Origin of the sequence: Paenibacillus sp. FSL R5-192, from assembly GCF_000517845.1 — a bacterium.
GTDB classification, from domain to species: domain Bacteria; phylum Bacillota; class Bacilli; order Paenibacillales; family Paenibacillaceae; genus Paenibacillus; species Paenibacillus amylolyticus.
Genome location: NZ_ASPR01000006.1, coordinates 67,130 through 89,030, shown reverse-complemented (window position 1 = coordinate 89,030; position 21,901 = coordinate 67,130). Strand labels below are relative to the sequence as shown.

Here is a 21,901-nt window from a genome sequence, read left to right as displayed (position 1 = left end):
TTTTACATGACTGATAAGTTCCAGATCGTAGGAAGTTTATTGCGGCCGGATGAGCTGCTGAAATATAAAACGCAAATTGAACATAATGATGATATCCAATATCCGTTCTATGAAAACTACGAAGGATATGAGAAGTGTGAGACGGAGGCAATCAAACAAGTTGTCGCTAAGGAAATCGAACATAACTTGTCCGTGGTTACCGATGGCGAATTCTCCAAATCGATGTGGCATCTGGACTTTGTATGGGGATTTGGCGGAGTGAAGCGTTACATCGCGGATCACGGCTATTTTTTCAGAGATGTGGACGGAACTTCGAAATATGAAACACGCAAAGATATTGGACTGCGCATCACTGATAAATTGAGTGGAAAGAACCATCATTTCATTCAACTGTTCCAACAACTGCAAGACACGGCTGGCGAGCAACAAACGAAACTTTGCGTACCGTCTCCTTCCCATATTTTCGGTGAGCTTTCCTGGTCAGATAACATTGGTGGTACGGATGCTGTATATCAAAACATACAGGAGCTCAAAGAGGGTCTTGTGATCGCGTATAAGGAATTCGTGGAGGAATTCGCTGCAGTGGGCGGTAAAATTCTGCAATTCGATGATTGCTTGTGGGAACTGTTTGCAGACGACAACCCGAACTCTCCTTTTACAGGGGAAAATATTAATCAAGATGAAGTAAAGGGACTTGCTACCGAATTCATTGATATTAATAATACCGTGATTGACTTCGGACATAGCCTTGGCTTGAAAATGTGGACACATAACTGCCGCGGCAATTATGATTCCCGCAACATGGGTGGTGGATCGTATGCCAAAATTGCGAATCTGTTCCTGAAGCAATTGAAGTATGACCGTTTCTTCCTGGAGTGGGATGATGATCGTGCGGGTTCAATTGAAGCTCTGGAAGTGTTCAAGGACAGACCTGAAACGGAAATTGTATTAGGTTTGCTTTCATCCAAAACGAGTACACTCGATGATGAAGAACGTGTTGTCCGTTTGCTGGACGAAGCTTCCAAAATCATCGATAAGGATCGGCTGTTGTTGTCTCACCAATGCGGCTTTGCATCTTGTGATGGCGGTAACGAATTAAGCGAAGCTCAGCAATGGGCGAAGATTGATCAAGGGCAGAAGATTGCAAAGCAATATTGGGGCAGCACGGTCTAGGATTTAAGCTGAATGTATTGTGACCTTATAAACACATTGTTTGATCAATAGTGTTATGCACGATAATGAAACGGCGACTTTTCCTCTGGAATCTATCCAGGGAGAAGCCGCCGTATTTGTTGTGGAACGTACACATGGGTACGTTCTCATTTCTACAACTTTTTTAAACTAATGATGAGGCAGGCATGTCTTTCTTTATTACTGCGATTCACGCTGTGCCAGCCATTCCTTTTTCAACAATGCATATTGATACGTATTCTCGTATTTCGGTGTGCCGTCCTCATTTTTGACAAATGAAACGAACTCCAAAAAAAGACCCTCCCGGCGCATGCCCAGCTTCTCACACAGTTTCTGAGAACGGAAGTTATCATCCTCGACATAAGCGTACAATCTTCTTATTCCCTGTTCCATAAAGAGATTTTCGATGAAAGCATTGGCGCTCTCACTGGCGTACCCTTTCCCTTCAAATCTGCCATTAAAATTCCAACCTATACTATACGTATCTGAATTCGAATCTTTATCCGTATCGGAATCCCGATCTTCCCTCATACCAAACAGCTCACCGATCAACTCGTTACTGTCTTTCAGGCAGACCGCGATGTGGGAATCGTCACTGCTTCTTTTTGCGACCTCGGCCGCCGCGTCTTCCAATGTTGAAATTTGTTGATCCATAAAACAATTTTCTCTGGGATTTGCTGTGTATTCCAACAGTCCGGCTGCGTCCGTTAAGGTGAAATTTCTCAGGATTAATCGATTGGTTTTAAGTATTTGCATAAGATGATATACCTCCGGTTTTCATATCAATAGATTGGCTTTGTTCATGTTGTATCTCTTTTTATTTTACGAGACGCCCTATTCGTACTATAACTGGGTATAGCCTTGGGTTTGGCTTTGGTACTGTCTGACCGGGAGAACAATCCCACCAATTTTTCCCTATAGATATAACCGAGTACAAACCCGATTACAGCGATAACAGAAATAATAATGGCGATTGTGTATTGTTGCATATGAATCGTGGACCCTACAATGGTAGATGCGATGATCCACGGCAGACGACCGACGATAAGGATCGTGAAGAACCTAAACGAACTAATCGATGTAAGTGCGGCGACAAATACAAGCATGTCTTTGGGCAAGCCGGGAATTACGAAAAAGATGAATAAAAAAGCGGAGAACTTCTTCTCATCATGAATTAACGACATCCACTTATTATTTTTCTTTTGCATTAGCCGTGAAATATAAGCGCGACCGATAAAACGAGTAAAATAAAAAGCAATCGCTGAGCCTATAATCAAACCTATTGTAGTATACAAGGACCCAAGTGTAACCCCATAGATATAACCGCCTGCAATCTGTACCACTTCTCCTGGAATGGGTGCAACCACGATCTGAAGAATCTGGAATAAAATAAACATGACCGGACCCCAATGGCCTGTTGAATGAATATACGCTCTGAAGTTGTCCATGGAAGACATGATTTTAATAAGGGCAGGAGAATAATACACCAGTAGACCAATGGACAACATGATGAACAGACCCAACAATATGTTAATCATTACTTTTTTCGAAGTTTGTGGCATTCCTGACGACCCCTTTGTGTAATAACTTCTACATATTTACAGTATAAGACGAAATTATTAAGAGATACCTACATAACTTCTGAAGAATTCTTAAGTCGATTGTATTTGCTGGTAGTCGCTAATAGCGCATATTATACTGAAATTAGACGGAGGGATCAGATGAGCAAGAAAATTCTAATTGCTGATGATAACAGTGAAATTCGTGAAATTGTAAGGATTTTGTTAGAGAGTGAGAATTATGAAGTGATTGAAGCGATAGATGGTCAAGATGCGATTGATAAAGTGAACGAAGAGACGGATCTCATTATTTTGGATATGATGATGCCCAATAAATCGGGGCTGAAGGCGTGTCTGGAGATTCGTGAAAAAACAAGCGCACCGATCCTGTTTCTCACGGCGAAAACGCAGGATTCTGACAAACAATTGGCCTTTTCCTCAGGCAGTGATGACTTTTTGTCCAAACCCTTTTCCTATACAGAACTCGTTTCGCGGGTGAAGGCTTTACTGCGGAGGTATTATGTATATCGGGGCAAGGAGAAGACCGAAGAAAAGGACCAGATTATCGTTAAGGATCTTACCGTCCATCAGGATTCAAAAGCCGTGTTTGTTGGGGAGAAGGAGATTGCTCTAACTGAAATTGAATACCAGATCTTGCTGCTGTTGGCTAAGAAGCGACGAAAGGTATTCTCGGCAGAAAATATATATGAGAGTGTTTGGGGGCAACCCTATTTTTATACGTGTAATAACACGGTGATGGTTCATATTCGTAATTTGAGAGGCAAACTGGAGGATGACCCGCAGAACCCTAAATATGTGAAGACTGTTTGGGGGAAGGGGTACAAAATTGAATAGATTATTAATCGGAAAAAAGCTGAAGATTAAACTGGTTCTGGCGGTTGTCATTTCTTTGGTCATTTCCATAAGTGCACTCGTTATTTTACAAGTTGTTGGCGAGACTGTATTGGATAGTTATTTAAGCAAATCCACTTTTGTAGAGAACAGGCAGCAAGATGCGCTTGATCGATTTGAAGCATTTGTGGATAACCAGAACGTGTCAACCCGTGATCATGAGGAATTGTCTGCTTGGATAAGACATGAGCGCTACTTAAATCTGTATATTTTTGCAAAAGACAAATTGATATTTTCCTCCAACACGGAGATTGATCCTGCCATTAATGAAGAGTTGTTAACTCAATTCGTGCCATCAAAAATACCCATCACCACCATCCATTTTGCGGATCAGGATGCCCAGATATACTTGGTTAGCTTTTATGAGTATCAATACTACAACCTCATTCTGATTATTGGTGTTTTCATAGCGGCCATTGTGTTTATTGTTTCCTTTCTACTGATGATTAATAAGAAAACATCTTATATTGGCGTGCTTGAACAAGAGATCAAAATACTCGAAGGTGGAAATTTGGATTATTCGATTACGATATCGGGAAAGGATGAACTGTCATCTCTGGCCCAGAGTATTGATGAGATGAGGAAATCATTTGTGGAGCGGCTGGACAGCGAGGAGAGGGTCAGGATGGCCAACCGTGAATTGATCACGGCGATTTCCCATGATTTGCGAACGCCACTCACGATTCTATTAGGATATATGGATATCATAGAGCTTAACAAATATAAGACACATGAGGATCTGTTGCAGTATATTCATAATAGCCGGGAGAAGGCCTATCAGATCAAAGTGCTGTCGGACAAACTATTCGAATATTTTACGGTATCCTCTGCCGCTGAAGAAGAGGAAGTAGAATTTGAAGTGTATGAGGGCAGAGCGCTTATCGATCAACTCATAGATGAGCAATTAGTGGTTTTGGACGATATAGATGTGCAGGTTCAGACAGATGCACATCATGAGGAGTTTTTGCTGGAAATCAATCTGGTCGCCATGCGTCGCGTAATGGATAATATATTTTCAAATATTCGAAAATACGCCGATCCAGGGCATCCCGTTCATATCCAGATTTCTTTGAGGCAACAATGGGTTATTCTTGAGGTGGAGAATAAGATTAAACGTGTTGGCAAAAAGAATGATAGCAACGAAATTGGGCTCGTTAGTAGTCAGAAAATGATCCACCAGCATAACGGGACGTTGACGGTATCGCAGGAAAAGGATATCTTTTCACTACAGATTACGCTACCTGTCATCTTCAACAAACCAACACAGACTCATATATAACGAATCTCTTGGAATGATGCTGAATGTTCGTGGGATTCCTTTGGCTGCCTGATTGTTACCTTAGGCTTCTGTAGTGGGGCAACTGGCTAAATAGGCATGGGCGAATGAACATCGCTCTACCATTCACACTATACAAAAAGAGCCATGCGACAGCATGGCTCTTTTTGTATAGTGAGAGGGCAAACCTCATGTTTCAAACAACAGGTGCATTCTGTTTCTTGAAATATTGTTCAATTAAAAACGCGAGCATCGGTCCGGGCTCAGCCTGCTGTAATTGAGCCTGATCGCCAAATTCTATTAGATACGGCTGTTCCGTAGTACAAGGAGTCCAATGAGGCATCAGCTTTCCGGTGGAGTCCGAACCGTTTGGGTCACCTGTAGCAATAAAGTTGGATAAGTAATTACACATCTGGCGAGCCAGATCATAATGCTTGCCTGTGAAAGGCCGCCAGCATTTGGCAAGTGTTTCGAAGAAGAACCACAGATCAACGGAGTGAAAAGTACCTGGCTGATCCCAGCCCGGAATCTCGGCGTCGAAGTTATAATAGTAGAGAGGCGTTTCAGACGGATGACCGCTGTTCGCGCGGATGGCGAGCAGAATGGCATGTTGGATCATGCGGACCGATGCTTGTTGCAGAGCATGTTCGATTTGGCCGGAATCAGCCTCACATAGTTGCAAAAAGGCAGGAGCATCCTCGCCAAACAGCTCCACAGCCATCTGCTTCAGTTCTTCCAGATTGGCTGCGGCGGGACGGGTCCAAAATTCGGAAGACGTATGCCCCAGCATTACGGGGATCGCCTCGCGCTCCTGCTGAACAAAACGAGTAAACGGATCGCCTGCGCAGAATTGATCGTCGATGACGGTTCCCCAGAAGCTTTTGTATTCGAGTGCTTTGTCACGGAGATATTCAGCATCCAGTTGTCTCGCCTCAGCCATGGAAGATACGCCCAGGAAGCCGAAAAATTCAACCCCTGCTTGCTCTGCATCCCTTAGTGTGGAGCGGACAGAAGGCACGCGGACCTTCGGGTACAACTCGGTAGCTATACCGCTCATGATGACGGCTCGCTGGAACAAGCCTTTATTTTGCGGAGAGGTCATCTGGCTGAGTACACTTCCTCCGCCTGCCGACTGTCCGCCGATGGTGATCTGGTCTGGATCACCGCCAAAGGCGGCAATGTTGCGTTTGACCCACTGGGTACCTGCTTGTTGATCAAGATGACCAAAGTTGGCGGGTGCATGTGGGGATTCGGCACTAATCTCAGGATGGCACAGGAAGCCAAAGGCATTCAGTCGATAATTAATCGTCACAACGACAATACCTCTACGAGCGATTCGCTCGCCATCAAATTCCATTTCGGCCGTATGGCCGACTTGCAGGCCCCCGCCAAAATACCAGACAAAAACAGGCAACTTCTCGTCCGTACGCTTGGCGGGTGTCCAGACATTCAGATACAGACAATCCTCGTCCATGGGCAGGTCGGGATCAACGGCCCATTCGCGGGTATAGATATTGTTATCATCGATGACTGTTGGGGCTTGCATGGAGATGGGGGCAAAATCAAAAGCTTGCAGTACACCTTCCCAGTTCGACTGCGGTTGCGGAGCGCGCCAGCGGTTCTCGCCTACAGGAGGTGCGGCAAAAGGAATTCCCTTGAAGCTGGTAATCCGCGGGTCCGCCGCGGGCAGTCCTTGCACTTGTCCATGTTCTACCGTAACCATTCTAAGCATACAACATTCTCCTCTCTGGATTTAGCATGTAAGCGTTACCGAGCATCTGATCAACGATATATAAGATAAACCTAACGCCAGAACAGGGCGTCTTAGAAAGGGGGGATCGAGGTTGAATCCGATTTGGCATGAGAGCAGTAGAGCCAGTAATTTGTATTTTATCAGCGGTGGTCACAAGCCAGCTAACCCTCACCAATGGGGGCCAGGCGTGCGTGACGTTTATGCGCTGCACTATATTATCCGCGGCCAAGGGACGCTGGAGACGGGCGGCCGCGTTTTTCGGCTCGTTACGGGGGAAAGCTTTATCATATTTCCGCAAAAGGAGATTTACTATTATCCAGACCCGCAAGATCCATGGGAGTACGTCTGGGTGGAGTTTAGCGGTGAGGATGCCGGGCGGTTGCTGGGGCTGACACAGCTCTCAGAGGTACAACCCGTGGTGACGGTCTCGCCGGAGACATTGCAGCCTTTTTTCCACCTTGCCTGGAACGCGGGTGCATCATCTTATGAATTACTGCGGGCGGATGCACGTTTGCGTCTGCTGCTCTCCTACTATATGGAGCATTATCCGAAAGAGCCGCAGGTGGACGCCAAGGATTATGTCTGGCTGGCGAGAAAGTACATCGAGCAGAACTACTGGAAGCCAACATTGACCGTCACCGAGATCGTAAAGGCAGTTAATCTGGAGCGCAGTTATTTGTTTCGTCTGTTTAAGGCAGCAACCGGCAAGTCTGTTTTGGAGTATATTACATCCTGCCGAATCGAGCGCGCCTGTGAACTGTTGAAAACGTCGGGCCTGCCGATTCAATCGGTAGCTTATTCTGTCGGCTACAATGATCCGTTATATTTTTCCAAAGTATTTAAAAAAGCAACTTCACACACGCCAACATCGTACATGATGCTGCACGGGACCAAGGCATAACGTTAACGGAACAGGGCGCAGTTCCCGGACTCTCGGAAATAACGGATCAGCTTCTCAATAGGCTCACGTCCACAGTTCAGCTTCACTCCTATACAATCAATGCACAGAAATTGCTGGGCAGAGCGCGAGATCAATTTGAGGTAGATGCCCACATCGTCTGAAGAGAGCGGGACCTGACAGGAGGTGCACAGGCGATGTTGAGCCATCTATTTCACCAGTTTGGCACGCACAACTAAACAATCATGTGCTGCGACAACGGGAGCGAAGCGTTCACGGAATACGCCAAGCTCTTGATGTTCCCAGCAGTCATACAGGGAAAGGGCATAACCGGCAGCGTAAGGCAGACCCATATCCCAAAATTGCAAAGACAATTCCCGCTGGCTGTCGCTCAGGTTGAAGAAACCAATAGCTAGATCACCATCTGTGAGTACCTTCACCAGCATAAATACATCGTCTGTGTGAAACCATTGTGGTTCTGGTTTAATGCGGTAAGCTCCGCGCGCTTCTACATCCTGATTGATAGCGATTAGGTCAGGATTCAGGAGAATATCTTTTGTGATCTGGTTAGCCTTGCGCACGTCACATCCGATCATTAATGGGGACCCCATCATGGACCAGAGTGAGAAGTGGGTTTTATATTCGATGTCGTTGCATCCGCCGATGCTGCCAATATAATCATTGTTGCTTCCACCGTACATACCTACAATCAGCATATCCATGTCGTTATGGCAGAAGGAGCCGGTGTAGCTTTGTTTGCCCAATTGAGACAGGGCAAGTTCCTTCACTGAATCCCAATTGTCACGGATATCGCCGGTGGAGCGGTACATATGAGCGCCCGATTCCCGAATCCAATCGTATACGTCGTCGGCTCCCCAGTTGCAGGCGGAGAACAGGATATCGCGTCCGCAGTTTTTGAGCGCAAGACTCATCCGTTTGTACAGCAGCTCTCCTGAGATATGGCGCGGCTTGAAGCAGTAATCATACTTCAAATAATCAACGCCCCATTCGGCAAAAAGGGCAGCATCCTGGAATTCATGCTCGAAGCTGCCTGGATACCCGGCACATGTATGCGTACCCACGCATGAATACATGCCGAATTTTAGTCCTTTGCTATGGATATAATCAGAAAGCGCTCTCATTCCACTCGGGAATTTATCCGGGTCAGCCACTAGATTACCGCTCGCATCCCGTTCCTTCAGGCTCCAGCAATCATCAATGACAATATACTCGTAACCAGCGGCCAGATAACCTTCCGATACAAACACATCAGCGACATCCCGAATTAATTGTTCGTTAATATCCCACGTAAAGGTATTCCACGAATTCCAGCCCAGGGCAGGGGCAAAGCCTAACACTTGATTGTTGCTCATGCTCTCGCATCCTTCCTCATCTCGGTTTTGTTAACAACACTAAACTGAACATAAACGATGAGTGGCGTATCCTGCCATAGCTTAACGTTGCTTGGACATGGACATATGTTGCTCTGCTTGTGCTGGTGGAATTAGCTCTTTTAATCAGGTTCTCGGCAGGTATCAGAAGTTGCCAGTAGAAGCATAAGAAAGGAAAAATGTCTGTCTGCGAAGGAGTTATATCTATCTTTTCAGGGATCTGTGCGAAACAAGGGTATAGATGTTATGATCGGTGATAATGCTCGAACAGGTTGTCAGAGCCACAGGGAAATTTGAATAGTCTTCAGTATTATTAGGAAAAATACTCCAGTGAGGAGTCCCCCATACGAAAGGAAATAATCTCGTCGGAATGATTATGCATATGGCAGAATGGTTCGAATTGGATAATGTGCGATTGTCCATCGGTTTTTCGTTAAACATAAGTGTCTGTTTGATTTGATCAGATATATAATTTATAGGATTGGGAGTGTCACGAAATGAATCTAGATGAAGTGATGCAGGAGCTTGAAGCGCTGGGCAAAGAACGAACGAAAAAAATCTATATCTCCAACGGTGCGCATGAACCGCTATTTGGCGTGGCAACCGGGGCGATGAAACCAATGGCGAAGCGGATCAAAAAGGATCAACCTTTGGCAGAGCAACTATATGCAACGGGGAATTATGATGCGATGTACTTTGCGGGCGTGATTGCCGATCCTCAAGCGATGACGGAAGCTGATTTTGACCGTTGGATTGACGCTGCTTATTTTTACATGATCTCTGACTTTATCGTTGCTGTGACGTTAGCCGAGACAGACATTGCGCAAGAGGTTTCCGATGCGTGGATTGCTAGTGGGGATGAACTGAGAATGTCAGCGGGATGGAGCTGTTACTGTTGGTTGCTCGGCAGTCGAAAGGATGCTGAGTTTTCGGAGAATAAACTGATGGAGATGCTGGAACAGGTGAAAAAGACGATTCACGAATCTCCGGAACGAACAAAATATTCGATGAACAATTTCCTATATACCGTTGCAACATCCTATCAACCGTTGCACGATCTGGCGGTGGAGACAGCTCAGGTAGTTGGCCCCGTTGAAGTGAACAAGGACATGCCCAAGAGCAAGTTGCTGAATGCCTCTGAGAATATCCAAAAGGCAGTGGAAAAAGGGCGTACGGGGTTCAAACGTAAATATGTAAGATGCTGAAATTTTCGCCGTATCGTCAGTTTTAACATACGGAACATATGGAGATCGTGGGATTGAAATCCACAATCTCCATGTTATAATGAGGACAGAAACAGCTTATAATGCAAAGAGAGCCGTGCGCTAACACGACTCTCTGATGCAATAGCCGCTTTTAAGGGCGGTGGGCTTAACAAGCAGGGTACCGACTAAATAGACCGCATCCCTTAGCCAGAGGGCGGTCTATTTGTCTTTATTGGACAGCAGCGCTACAATCAGCAAACCGAAGGTAAGCATTAGCATAATTGCTTCAAATACTGTCACAAGGCATCACCTCCCTTCCGGGAGATTAGCCGACCGCCCATATAAGCCTTTCCATTGCTCTGTGAGTATACCATATTTTTCTTGGAGCTAATAGATGAACAATAATTCGTTTTTATAAAAGTTTGGGAATGTTAATGACCTCGTACTTTGAGTACGAGAAGAGCGTTACGGTGGCTAGTATGGAAGTTATTTAGTTGCAAACAGATAAGAAAAACACGCCATTTATAGGCGTGTTTTTTGTTGACAGCTAGATAATAAGCATATAGCAACATCGAGGCTACATATCGTTCCTTTTAACCATTTCTTTGGCTTGCTGCCTGCCCGCCGAGAGAAAGCTGTCGCTAAGCTCAGGATCACTAACAGAGCGTGCAAGTACAAGCGAACCAACCATTGTACTGAACAGTGCACGACCGCTGGACATATCGATCTCAGCCAGATTGGAGATAAAAGTGATCATCCGCTCCAATTCATGGGTGAACACCTGCCGAACCTCTTCGGACGAACGGGATATTTCGCTGGAAAGGGCGGGGAAAATACAGCTCATTTCTGTTTGGTCGCGGTGATACGGACTCAAATAATAATCGATTACTTTATTAATTTTGGAATTCTGCTCTTCCTGATCAGCCACGTTCTTTAGAAGTGTAATGGTATCACTAATGGCATATTCACAGGCTTCGGCAACCAATTGTTCCTTGTTGTCAAAGTGGGAATAGAACCCACCGTGAGTTAATCCAGCTCCCTTCATAATAAACGGGACACTCACTTCCTGGATACCATTGGTGCGAAAAGCTCGAGCCGCACTTTCAACAATTTTACCTCGTACTTTTATCTTATGTCCTTTAGGATAGGGCATGATCATTCACTCCATAGTTTCATCATTATGCTTTTTAAAATATTATAGTCATCATAATAAAGCCTGTCAATTTGCTAACTGGATGTCTGTTCATTTTCAAAAGGGCCAAATACGATTGTTGACGGTCTTAAAATATGATGGTTATAATATATTATGGTCATCATATTTTAAATCAACTTCAAATCGGGAGGTATCAGAATATGGGCAAGCTTGAATCTGTGGATACGTTAGTTATTGGATCAGGTCCAGGGGGATATGTGGCGGCGCTTCGTTCTTCGCAGTTGGGGATGAAGACGGCAATTGTTGAACGTAAACAGCTTGGCGGGGTCTGTACACATGTGGGTTGCATACCATCCAAAGCCTTAATTGCGGAATCGCATCGTTATGATTGGTTCAGACAGTTTAATCAAGCTGACGCGGCAGCGACATTTAAGAATGCTCAGGATTTTAAACAGGGGGTTGTGAATAAACAGGCAGGTGGTGTCCACTATTTGTTAAAGACTGCGGGTGTGACCATTCTTGAAGGCGAGGCCAGTCTGTTGGATGAGCACACAGCGATGATCAAGCAAACTGGACAGGAGCAAAGCATTTCTTTTAGAAATCTGATACTGGCAACGGGGTCTAGTCCAATTGAGCTGCCAGCATTTCCAGTTGGAGGTCGTATCTTGTCTTCCACAGAAGCACTGTCTTTGGGGGAGGTTCCGAGTAGTCTGATTGTTATCGGCGGAGGTTATATTGGTGTGGAGCTTGGACAGATGTATGCGAAATTCGGAACAAAGGTAACGATTCTTGAGGGTGGCGCACAAGTGTTGCCCGGATTCGAGGCGGAACTTGCAGCCCCTGTAGTCAAACAATTGAAGGCGGATGACATCAACATCGTAACCGGAGCGATTGCCGAAAAGGTGGAGCAGAATGCGGATTCCGTTACACTGCATTATTCAAAAAATCAGGAGCAACAACAAGTTACAGCAGAATATGTACTGGTTACAATCGGCAGGAAACCCAATACAGACGGCCAGTTAGGACTGGAACGCATAGGTGTGCCCGTAACGAACAAAGGACTGGTTGAGACGGATGAACAGTGCAGAACGGTTATCCCGCACATTTATGCCATTGGAGATATTACAGCCGGTCCGGCACTTGCCCACAAAGCATCCTATGAAGCCAAAGTATCCGCAGAAGCCATTGCGGGTCTTACCTCCAAAGTGGATTACAAGGTGATTCCGCTTGTCGTGTTTTCTGATCCGGAGATATCCAGTGTTGGGGTAAATGAGACGGAAGCCAAAGCACAGGCCATTCCGGTGGTTATTGGGAAATCTTCTTTCGGAATCAACGGAAGAGCGTTGGCGTTAGGGGAAACCGAAGGTTTTGTGAAAATAGTGGCTGACCCGACATCAGGAATTGTCATTGGCGCGCAAATCGTTGGCGTGGAGGCATCTACACTGATATCGGAGCTCGCACTTGCGATCGAGATGGGGGCAACCGTGGAAGATCTGGCCATGACGATTCATCCTCATCCGACTTTGGGAGAAGTGATCATGGAGGCAGCCGAGAACGCAGTCACCAAAATGAAAAAGCAAAAATAGTCAGCAAATTTAACCATACACGAGGATTGGGAATGGGAGAGATATAAGAATGAAGATAAAAGCAGGTTTGTATATCGGAATTGCGATGGTGCTCATTGTTGGAGGTTCACTTTTGGCTGTTAAAGGAAAGGATGCTGTAAGTCAGGCCGAGAATCGGAAACAAGGCATACTTGAGGCAGAGCAAACGACATTATTTTATCAGAATAGTCCCGGGACTATTACAGAGGCGGGTGCGTCTGGAGGTGACTCCGTGAAAGAGGGAGAGGTACTTTTCAAAGTGAAATCAGCTGGGGAGGGAGATAAGGAGGTACTTGCACCGTATGACGGATTGGTTGACCGAGTTAATGTAGAGAAGGGGGATAAAGTCCACGCAGGAGTCCCGCTAGCAGTTGTGCAAAAGAATACGTATTACACCGACCTTTACATACAGGAAAGTGAAATTCAACAGCTTGAAGTGAATCAAAGCATTGATGTTCATTTCCCTTATTTGGATCAGCCAACGCAGGTGAAGGGGAGTATTATTTCCATCTCAACTGCTCCTCAGTTTGCGAACTTGCGTATGTCGCGGGAAAAAGGGCAAGCCGATTTGAGCATGTTTCTGGTCCGAATATCGATGGATTCGAATACCGATTTGCTTCCGGGGATGACGGCAGAGGTGAAACTTGATGAAATCACTGATTGACGAGTGGAAGTACGTCGCGGGCAGTAAGTATATACGGCTAATTTTTATTGGGCCAATGATTGCAGCCTTATTTTTCGGATTAATGTTTTCGCATAATCAACTTAATAAATCACCAGTTGTGGTCATTGATGAGGATCATAGCGAATATTCACGGCAATTGATCTCCAAAATAAATGCGTCACAATACATGAGCGTCAAAAGCGTATATGCGAGCCGAATGAGTCCTGAAACATTGCTTGCCAACGAGCAGGCTGTAGCGGTCATTATGCTTCCCAATCAGTTGGGTTTGCGTCAACAACAAGGGAAATCGACGAATATCGGCATCTTGATGGATAACACGATGCCCTCGGGGTTAACAGGTATTCGCACTGCGATTCAGGAAATCATACTGACAGAGAATATGACCCTTTCCATGACACGTCTGATCCAAAAAGGGATGGATGCCGAGACAGCTAAAGGAATCGTGTCACCGTTATCCCTTCAGCAGCGGATGCTGTTTAATCCAACCTCCAGTTATGTCGGTTTTATGGTGCTTGGATTTGTGAATATCGTAGTATTGATGATTACAACAAGTGCAGCGGGCTCAATTGTACCCCGGCTTCGTCAGGAAGGGAAACTGTTTGCAAACGGAAAGTCACCTTTCCAGCTATGGGTTCGGAGTGTACCTTACGCTGTGTTGAGTTCCCTTTCGCTGCTTCTAACCTATGGATTATTAAAGCAGGTGGGGGGAATGCGATTTGAAGCAGAGGCTTATCTTTTTATCATTCCGTTAGTTGTTTATGCTTTTGCCTTGTCACTCATGGGTATGCTGATAGGATACACTGCCAAAGAAATGTCGAAAGTAAGCCTACGAACCAGTTTTGTATTGTATCCCTCCTTTCTGGCTACGGGAATTCAACTAACGCCACTGGCGTTCCCAGAACCGTTCCAAATGTTCGCATGGGCATTACCCATGAACTGGCTTAACCGTCTGATTCGTGGAATGGCGTTTAGGGACGGGGCGCTGACAGCCTATAGTCAGGAGTTGGGGGCATTGCTGATTATTATTGGCGGAGTGTCCTTGTTCATGGGATTACTGTTTCTGCGGGAAACAAGGAAAGTTTCTTCCAGCAGAGCACCCCTGTTGAATATGGATATATTGCCGAGCAGTAATTAATTTTTTAAGAATCGTTAAACAACGAAAAAAGACGCACGGGAGTCATTCCTGTTGCGTCTTTCTGTTTTCTTTTAAATCTCATTCGTGCTCCCATACGGCGAGCTATTTTCCATATTCAAAAATGGATCGTGATAAAGAGGGAAATACCATAGATTGTTTCTCATTAATCGTCATCATTATATGATATAATTTCTCACTGAGAGTACAGAAATGGAGAGCAAGAACGGCTTGATCCAGCTACTCCATAGCTGCCCCTATTTGTGACCTACTGCTCAGATGAAAACTTCCAAGGGAGCACTGGCTTTTAGGATATAGAGCTGCACGCAGATAAAATTATATATTGTGGGAGTTGTCTAACGAATCATGAATAAAAAAGAAGTCGCGCATATACGCAAGCAGTTTAAACTCGATCACGATCTACTGAATATTTACGATATTCTCAACGTGTATATTACGAAGGAAACGAATGAGGTCTATCACTGGGAGCGTCACCCGTTCGAACTGGTGGACAGAGAGAAGCAGGAGCTGTACATGGGCAATTTCAAAAAATTGCTGACAGGTGATTTGGATCAGAAGTTATTCGAATTGAAGTTCCAGGAAGCGGCGGAGGACCCGGCACAGGTACTGCTTCACCAGGCTCTGGTCACAGGTGATCCGGATGAATGGCAGGATCTGATGCTACTGCTCGTGGATCGAATGTTGGTGGATACGAAGTTTGAGCGGGATATGGTAGCTACGTTTGTGCGTGGACAATATTATCTGCCGACCAAGGCTAGAAACGAAGCTACGGAAGAGAGTGAGAAGAATGAGGTGTTCGCTCATCCGTTCATTCTGTGCAGCGTGAATTCCACGGAGAAACAGCGGAAAACACTCTTGTTTGACTACGTGGAGAGAGAATTCAAATACAACATCATTGTAGATCCGATTATCAAATTAAGCACGCCAGAGCAAGGATTCCTGTACCCTAGCGTGACGGACAACTACTCCGATGTGAATCGTGTACTCTATTGTACAGGGAAATCCAATTTCCCGGATCCGCATTTTGTTGAAAATGTATTGAATGGAGAAAGATCCGTAACCGCACTGGAAGAACGGGCGATCTTCGAAGATATCGTCAAGGAAGTGGCCGGTGAACAGCTCGATTCAGCCACCATTGCACATGTATACGAGGAGATCAACCGAGTCATCGAGATTAACGAAGAGTCCCATGAGGAAGAACCTCCGAAGCTGGATTATAAAGATCTGGAACGTGTACTGACCGCAAGCGGTATAGAAGATCTGACAACGGAGAAAGTAGAACGTGCCTTCGAAACCATCGTTGATAACAAGAACTATGAGATGAAGGCGACCAGTGTTATGCCGAAGTTTACGTCCAAGTCTATTAAGATCGAGACCAAGGTCGCTACGATTTCGGTTAGCCCGCAAGACCTGAGATATGTGAAGCAGGTGAATTATCAAGGCAGACGTTGCATCATGATTGAAGTGGACGAAGATGTTGTGATTGAAGGCTTTACCCTTAATACAGAAAAACTTATAAATGAGTAATTGATTCTAGACAATGATGATGTAAAATCATCAGTTATGAACGAATAAACGTCCATTTATTGCAAAAATCCCAAGCCAAAAGCAACACTGAACTGCTCCCTGTTATAGTAGACCGTAGAAGACTACGATGGGAGCAGTTCAGTATGCCAAGGCATGGGCTTTTTGCTGTTTCATGATTGTCGCAACAGTTGTTTGATATCTGCTGCCGGACTGGAGCCAAGCTCCTCTTGGAGCAATTCCTCCAGCACCAGATACTGTCGCTGCGCTTCGGTTCTTCGTCCAAGCGACAGATACAACAGGATGATCTCGCGATGAATATCTTCCCGAATCGAATCAATCTGGAGGATACGTTCAAAATAATACAGCGCCCGTAACGGCTCGCCTGCCTTCGCGTGATAGTGGGCAGCAGTTTCCATCGTCATGATGAAATCCAGTTCCAGCTGTCTGGACCACGCAAAAGCCCACTCATAATGCCTTCCTTTCAGAAGTTCACCCGTATACAACGTATCCATCCGCTCGAAGAGCTCGGGGCGATGTGTTGATGCCTGACGCATCTGTCGGAACAAAGCCTCGAACTCGTACAGATCACAGTTAATCGCTTCCCGGTCGATACGGATACCGTTTCTGTCCTTGAGAATGATCGGCACGTCACTGTTATCACCGATGGCACGTCGCACGTAGTACAGTGTGGAATTGATGTTGGTCCAGGCTTTCTGCGGACTGAGGTCCTTCCACAACGTATCGGCCAAGGCATCGCGGGTGGTTGATTTGGTATACAGCAAGAATGCAAGTAACTCTTCGGTTTTGGGCGTTCTAAGCTTGATGGGACTGTCTGCTCCGGCACCGCCAAACACGGTGAATTCACCGAACAGACGAACGTTCAGTTTGGGTCCAGGCACCGCTGGTTCAGGTGTTGTCACGGACTTGTGAAGCTTTTCCTGCAACCGTTTGATGCTGCGGTTCAGTCGCTCAGCCGTGACCGGCTTGATGACGTAATCAATCACCTCTTTGTCAAAGGCCTGCACCGCATATTCCTCATATCCAGTCACCAGCACAATGGGAAGCGAAGGATGATGTTTACGCAATTCACCAATGAGTTGCATACCCGAGATGCGAGGCATCGTAATGTCCAGAAATGCCGCATCGAAGCTATTCTCTGCCGCATATTCACAGGCTTCCTCCGGGTCATGGAATGCGCGAGACACCTCAACTTCTCCGCTTTCTGTCAAAATGCGATTCAGTCGCTTCAGCGACAAATCCTCATCGTCCACGATGATGACTTTTATCTTCATGTTTCATAACCCCCGTTCCCATCTGTGCTTAGACGTTGATTTGGAAGATCAAAGGTAATCCGCGTTCCCTCGCCGTCCAGACTTTCCATCTGAAGGTGTTTGCCATACAGCAGGTTCAACCGGCTGGAAATATTCCATAGTCCAACACCGTTACTGCCGTCCGTGGATTGCCGAATCTCGTCCATCCGTTGCTTGGTTATGCCGATTCCGTTGTCCTCGATGGTGAACCGTGTTTCCGTATCATTCAGATTGCGGATAGACAACATGACCCGACCACCGCGAATGCTGGACATCAGCCCATGCCGAATTGCGTTTTCGATCAGGGGCTGTAACGTGAGCGGTGGAATGTCCATGTTCCGGTTCACATCAGCATCCACATCGATAATGACCTCCAACCTTGAGCCAAAGCGGGCTTGCTCAATCGCTACGTATGCCTCGATCATCTCCAGTTCGTTCATTAGGCTAGTTTTTGAGTCCAGATGTTTAAAGTGCACACTCCGTCGTAAGTAACTCGATAATTGCAAAATCAATTGTTCTGCCCGATTTGGCGCATCCACACACAATTCGGCAATGGCGTTCAGGGCGTTGTACAGAAAGTGCGGGTTCATCTGTGACCGCAAAAAAGATATTTCTGCATCTCGTGCAGCTTGGACGGATGTTTTCATCCGAGTCAAACCGCCGATCCGTGCCAGCAGTTCCTCCGATTCGAACGGCTTGGATACAAAATCATTGGCACCTTTCTCCAAGGCCAGCTTCAATTGATTGGCTTTATTACTCGCCGTTAGCATGAGTACAGGCAACTCGGAAGGAGAGAAGCGCTCCCTGATCCGTTCCAGCAATTCGTAACCCGACATGTCAGGCATCATGATATCAGCAATGACGAGATGCACGGCAGGTAGTTTGTCCAGCAACTCCAGTACGGAAGGGGAGCGTGAAGTGACCGCATAACTGTAACCTTCCAGCTTCAAGAGATTCACTATTGTCTGCAAATTAGCCGAGTCGTCATCCACAACGATGATCCATTCGTCTTTATTCCCTTGTACAATCGTTGGTTCTTCGAACCGGAGTAGCCGATTACCAGGACCTGTAGGAGCGATGGTAAGTGGCATGACGTTGGAACGTTTCTCTCCTTTATTCTCTGCCAGCGGAAAGGTCAGGATGAACGTAGCACCCATGCCGGGTGCTGATTCCGCATGAATGGTTCCGCCATGCAGCTCGACCAGCTTGCGTGTAATGCTTAGTCCTAGACCGGTGCCTCCAGCAACGACTGGCCCCGTATCCGCTTCCTGCTCGAACGGCAGGAAGATATGTTCCAGCTTGTCCGTACCGATACCACGGCCGGTATCCACAATGCGTATTTCCGCTTTGCCTTGCACGACCGTAGCTTTGATGCTTACCGTGCCACGTTCCGTGAACTTAACGGCATTGCCGATCAGATTATGCAAAATCTGAATCAGTCGATTGCCGTCTGCATAGATCGGCGGGAAATGCGCCGGGATGCGGTTGATAAGCTCCACCTTTTTCGCGCCAAGCAGGAAGGAGTGCATACGCATGACCGATTCGACAAACGAGTACAGATCGGTCGAAGACCGGTGGAGCGGGATGTCGCCATGTTTCATTTTCGAATAATCCAGCAATTCATCGACCAGATAGGTTAATCGTCTGCCACTTCCCGTCACGATCGCCAGATTGTGCGCTTGCTCATCGGTAAGGGGACCTTCTGCGCCTTTAAGCAGGCTTTCACTGATGTTAACAATCGCGTGCAGCGGTGTTTTGAGCTCATGCGAAGTATTGGACAGGAAGTCGTCCTTCACCTTGTCCAGCAATAGCAACTGATCTTTGAGGGTGCGGACCGTACGATAGGCCTCGAAGAACCGAAGCACCGCCAGAAACAGCATCAGGATGCTGAACAGGACAATGGAAGCCTGCCCGATATTCATATTTTCCTTGAGCGAGATCGAGAAGAGATTAATGTCCAGACAGTACAGCATGATGCTTAAGAGGGCTGCGTACCACAGAAAAGTAGACAGCCGTTCGCCTTTCTCACTGGTTAGGAACTGTTTTGCACATTGATAGAGCAACCAGAGCAGCATCAACGTGTACATAACGACGACGTAAGGTGCAGCCAGCCCGTAGATGGAAATAGGCAGGAGCGTGACCATACATAAGTAAGCTCCGAAGATGATCAGGATCAACGCCGTGAGCATACCGGACAGGATGCCTGTTTTGAATCGGTAGAAGTAAAAGGTTAACAGACCCAGACATGCCACAGAGCAGAAATCTTTTAATTTATAGAGCGTGCTAAAGGAGATTTCCGTGCCCGCCATCGATAACACACGTTCGCTGATCATGCCGTTATAGAGTGCATACAGGAGACAGATTAGACCAATCAGCAGCAGGGAGTCGTCCCTGTTTCGGTAGAGTGCAGACCCCAGGTAACTGACGAGGAATATGATCGAAATGGTAGCCAGTACAGCAAGCGTGCCGAATTCGATAGCTGTGTTGAATTGATGTTTTTTCAGCATGGCTGCTTGTTCGCCGAAAAAGAGTGGACCCGGAATGCCAGAGTCCGTGTAATCGTAATTAGCCACCCGGATCAAAATCTCAATGTCACCGCCATGATAGGGGAAAAAGCCAATCTGGGGGGAGTTGCCTGGTCGGTAACCTGCGGATTTTGCCACGGCATGCCCGTCTTCCAGCAGCTTGTTGCCATTAATGTAGATCTCGCTGGCAAAACGGATGTTCATTTTTTTGATCGCCAGTGTTCCCTCAACAGGTGCATTACGCAGTACCAGTCGATACGTGGCGAAGCCGTGGGTTGGCAGTCGTTCACCATCCACTTTAAGTCGATTCCAGGAGCCGGGAACGGTTGCATAGGTGTCGGGTGCTTTCGTTGGACCAGCCTGATTCGATGTTGCAGATTCGTCAGGAAGCAATCGCTCCCAGTAAAATTCCCACTCCCCGTCCAGCTTGATCCGCTCGTCTTGTTCAGGGTCCCAGGCCGAGAGGTCCAGAACACCTTGACGGGCATGAAGCGCAGCAGATTGTGGTTCTCTGATCGTTGACAGCAGCAGTACGGTAATAGCGAGTAAAACAGTCAGGACAACGCCTGAAATTTTTAATAACACGAAATGCTGCTCCTTTAGAGATTGTTCAATCCTTTGGTAGCTTCGGACAAAATCTCTTGTATTCTATCGGCATTGTAGCGAATATCTCTGGGGGGCGCAATCACATTTCGACAAATTCCTTCATACCCACCCCGTGAATTCCAATATTGAGGCTTTTGCAGACTGTGCTTCTGTATGAGCGCCTTTGCGCCAGGCTTTAGGCGATTCGCCCATCAGTTTGGAGAAGCAACGGTTAAAGCTGGAGATGGATCGGAAGCCAACTTGCTCGGAGATGGATAGAATGGAGGCCTCCGTGCTTTTTAATCGCTTGCATGCCTCTTCAATCCGGGTACTGTTCAGAAAATCAAGCGGTGTGGTTCCCATAATTTCATGGAACTTGCGGCGAAAATGCGTTGTACTCAGATGACACAGATCAGCGAGGTAATCGATGGTCACAGGCATCATATAGTTTTTGGTGATAAACTCCAGCACGGGTGAGATGACCAAGTCACCTTGGAGGTCTCGTTCCCGTTCCTGATCTTGAGATGACAAGCGTTCGCTGCTCGCATGAATTCGAAGCAGTTCGATATATAGAGACATCAACAAGCCGTACGCGCTCTCCCGATAATAGGGGGACTGCTGCTTCATTTCTTCAACGATTGAAGTTGCGAGCATATGAATTTTGGGATGCTGTTCCTTATTCAGAATGCAATTGGCTCCCTGAATCGCCCATAGATTCGGTTCAATGTGAGTTTGTGCTGTTTTGAGCGAATGACGGAAGAGTTCTTCCGGTGAAAAAAAGATATAAGCCCACAGGCTGGCGTTATTAGGTGAACTGTATGTGGTATGCGGAAGATATCGGGGAATGAATGTGATGTCGCCTGCTCGAAAAGGCACAGATTCTCCCTTAATCTCCATGATGCCTCCATCTGAATAACAGATGCCAATCTCCATGTGGTTATGGAAATGAAGATGCTCACTCTTGATATCGGATATTCTCCAGCGGTCTCCACTGAGTAACAGGACAGGGAAATCAATGGGCAGGCTATAGTGACGATATTCAATGATCGGTTTCTTCGGTTTGGGCATTTTCGAGGACTCCTATGTATAAATGATTGAAATTGCGCAGTTTTGTTATGAATATGCTTAGATTGAGACTATTTTACTGCGTACAATGGAATAAGTAAAGCGTTTA

At 46.3% G+C, this 21,901-nt stretch carries 19 protein-coding genes; 9 read left to right on the top strand and 10 right to left on the bottom strand.

Annotated features, from left to right (window positions below; genetic code table 11):
* The first annotated feature begins 6 nt into the window (after positions 1-6).
* The gene (locus tag C161_RS03920; RefSeq protein WP_036606026.1) at positions 7-1,173 is read left to right on the top strand and encodes a cobalamin-independent methionine synthase II family protein; all 1,167 of its coding nucleotides are present in this window, start codon (positions 7-9) and stop codon (positions 1,171-1,173) included.
* Positions 1,174-1,371: 198 nt separating this feature from the next.
* Here the strand turns inward: C161_RS03920 and C161_RS03915 are convergent, their stop codons facing one another.
* Entirely contained in the window at positions 1,372-1,947 is a 576-nt protein-coding gene (locus tag C161_RS03915; RefSeq protein WP_036606025.1) for a GNAT family N-acetyltransferase, read from the bottom strand.
* Positions 1,948-1,991: 44 nt separating this feature from the next.
* Positions 1,992-2,753: a TVP38/TMEM64 family protein gene (locus tag C161_RS03910; protein ID WP_036606024.1), complete on the bottom strand. Its 762-nt coding sequence runs from the start codon at positions 2,751-2,753 to the stop codon at positions 1,992-1,994.
* A 159-nt stretch (positions 2,754-2,912) separates the two neighbouring features.
* On the opposite strand from C161_RS03910, the gene C161_RS03905 reads away from it, so the two are divergent.
* Together C161_RS03905 and C161_RS03900 are read left to right on the top strand one after the other, a co-directional pair.
* Positions 2,913-3,605, top strand: coding sequence for a response regulator transcription factor (locus C161_RS03905; protein WP_036668346.1), 693 nt, complete (start codon positions 2,913-2,915; stop codon positions 3,603-3,605).
* Positions 3,598-4,941 carry a sensor histidine kinase gene (locus C161_RS03900; protein WP_036668345.1) on the top strand — a complete coding sequence of 448 codons (1,344 nt, stop codon included), beginning with the start codon at positions 3,598-3,600 and terminating at the stop codon, positions 4,939-4,941. Before C161_RS03905 ends, C161_RS03900 begins: the two co-directional genes overlap by 8 nt.
* A gap of 193 nt (positions 4,942-5,134) precedes the next feature.
* Here the strand turns inward: C161_RS03900 and C161_RS03895 are convergent, their stop codons facing one another.
* Complete coding sequence (locus C161_RS03895; RefSeq protein ID WP_036668344.1) at positions 5,135-6,670, bottom strand: carboxylesterase/lipase family protein; 1,536 nt, start codon at positions 6,668-6,670, stop codon at positions 5,135-5,137.
* Between the two features lie 112 nt (positions 6,671-6,782).
* On the opposite strand from C161_RS03895, the gene C161_RS03890 reads away from it, so the two are divergent.
* Complete coding sequence (locus tag C161_RS03890; protein ID WP_017690624.1) at positions 6,783-7,592, top strand: helix-turn-helix transcriptional regulator; 810 nt, start codon at positions 6,783-6,785, stop codon at positions 7,590-7,592.
* A 2-nt stretch (positions 7,593-7,594) separates the two neighbouring features.
* Here C161_RS03890 and C161_RS31895 read toward each other — a convergent pair whose 3' ends face one another.
* Complete coding sequence (locus tag C161_RS31895; protein WP_074093540.1) at positions 7,595-7,798, bottom strand: hypothetical protein; 204 nt, start codon at positions 7,796-7,798, stop codon at positions 7,595-7,597.
* Entirely contained in the window at positions 7,799-8,962 is a 1,164-nt protein-coding gene (locus tag C161_RS03885) for a glycoside hydrolase family 27 protein (RefSeq protein ID WP_036606020.1), read from the bottom strand.
* Between the two features lie 515 nt (positions 8,963-9,477).
* On the opposite strand from C161_RS03885, the gene C161_RS03880 reads away from it, so the two are divergent.
* Complete coding sequence (locus C161_RS03880) at positions 9,478-10,185, top strand: DNA alkylation repair protein (protein ID WP_036606019.1); 708 nt, start codon at positions 9,478-9,480, stop codon at positions 10,183-10,185.
* 219 nt (positions 10,186-10,404) lie between these two features.
* On the opposite strand, the gene C161_RS33465 is transcribed toward C161_RS03880, so the two are convergent.
* Both C161_RS33465 and C161_RS03875 read right to left on the bottom strand, forming a co-directional pair.
* Positions 10,405-10,485 (bottom strand): putative holin-like toxin, encoded by an 81-nt coding sequence (locus C161_RS33465; protein ID WP_370739116.1) that lies wholly within the window; start codon positions 10,483-10,485, stop codon positions 10,405-10,407.
* 277 nt (positions 10,486-10,762) lie between these two features.
* Positions 10,763-11,338, bottom strand: a complete 576-nt coding sequence (locus C161_RS03875) for a TetR/AcrR family transcriptional regulator (RefSeq protein ID WP_036606018.1) — start codon at positions 11,336-11,338, stop codon at positions 10,763-10,765.
* A 200-nt stretch (positions 11,339-11,538) separates the two neighbouring features.
* On the opposite strand from C161_RS03875, the gene lpdA reads away from it, so the two are divergent.
* The 4 genes from lpdA to C161_RS03855 all read left to right on the top strand — a co-directional run bounded on the left by lpdA (position 11,539) and on the right by C161_RS03855 (position 16,307).
* On the top strand, positions 11,539-12,924 hold the full coding sequence (lpdA, locus tag C161_RS03870) for a dihydrolipoyl dehydrogenase (protein ID WP_036668343.1): 1,386 nt from the start codon (positions 11,539-11,541) through the stop codon (positions 12,922-12,924).
* Positions 12,925-12,973: 49 nt separating this feature from the next.
* Positions 12,974-13,606 (top strand): HlyD family efflux transporter periplasmic adaptor subunit, encoded by a 633-nt coding sequence (locus C161_RS03865; protein ID WP_036668341.1) that lies wholly within the window; start codon positions 12,974-12,976, stop codon positions 13,604-13,606.
* A complete protein-coding gene (locus C161_RS03860) occupies positions 13,590-14,762 on the top strand; it encodes an ABC transporter permease (RefSeq protein WP_036668339.1) in 1,173 nt (390 codons plus the stop codon). Before C161_RS03865 ends, C161_RS03860 begins: the two co-directional genes overlap by 17 nt.
* Before the next feature lie 363 nt (positions 14,763-15,125).
* Positions 15,126-16,307, top strand: coding sequence for a DUF4317 domain-containing protein (locus C161_RS03855; protein ID WP_036668338.1), 1,182 nt, complete (start codon positions 15,126-15,128; stop codon positions 16,305-16,307).
* Positions 16,308-16,477: 170 nt separating this feature from the next.
* On the opposite strand, the gene C161_RS03850 is transcribed toward C161_RS03855, so the two are convergent.
* From C161_RS03850 to C161_RS03840, 3 genes are all read right to left on the bottom strand, one after another.
* Positions 16,478-17,599, bottom strand: a complete 1,122-nt coding sequence (locus C161_RS03850) for a response regulator (RefSeq protein ID WP_051449570.1) — start codon at positions 17,597-17,599, stop codon at positions 16,478-16,480.
* Positions 17,596-20,727 (bottom strand): ATP-binding protein, encoded by a 3,132-nt coding sequence (locus tag C161_RS03845; protein WP_036668336.1) that lies wholly within the window; start codon positions 20,725-20,727, stop codon positions 17,596-17,598. The genes C161_RS03850 and C161_RS03845 overlap by 4 nt, the downstream gene beginning before the upstream one ends.
* A 120-nt stretch (positions 20,728-20,847) precedes the next feature.
* Positions 20,848-21,795 carry an AraC family transcriptional regulator gene (locus C161_RS03840; protein ID WP_036668335.1) on the bottom strand — a complete coding sequence of 316 codons (948 nt, stop codon included), beginning with the start codon at positions 21,793-21,795 and terminating at the stop codon, positions 20,848-20,850.
* Positions 21,796-21,901: the final 106 nt, after the last annotated feature.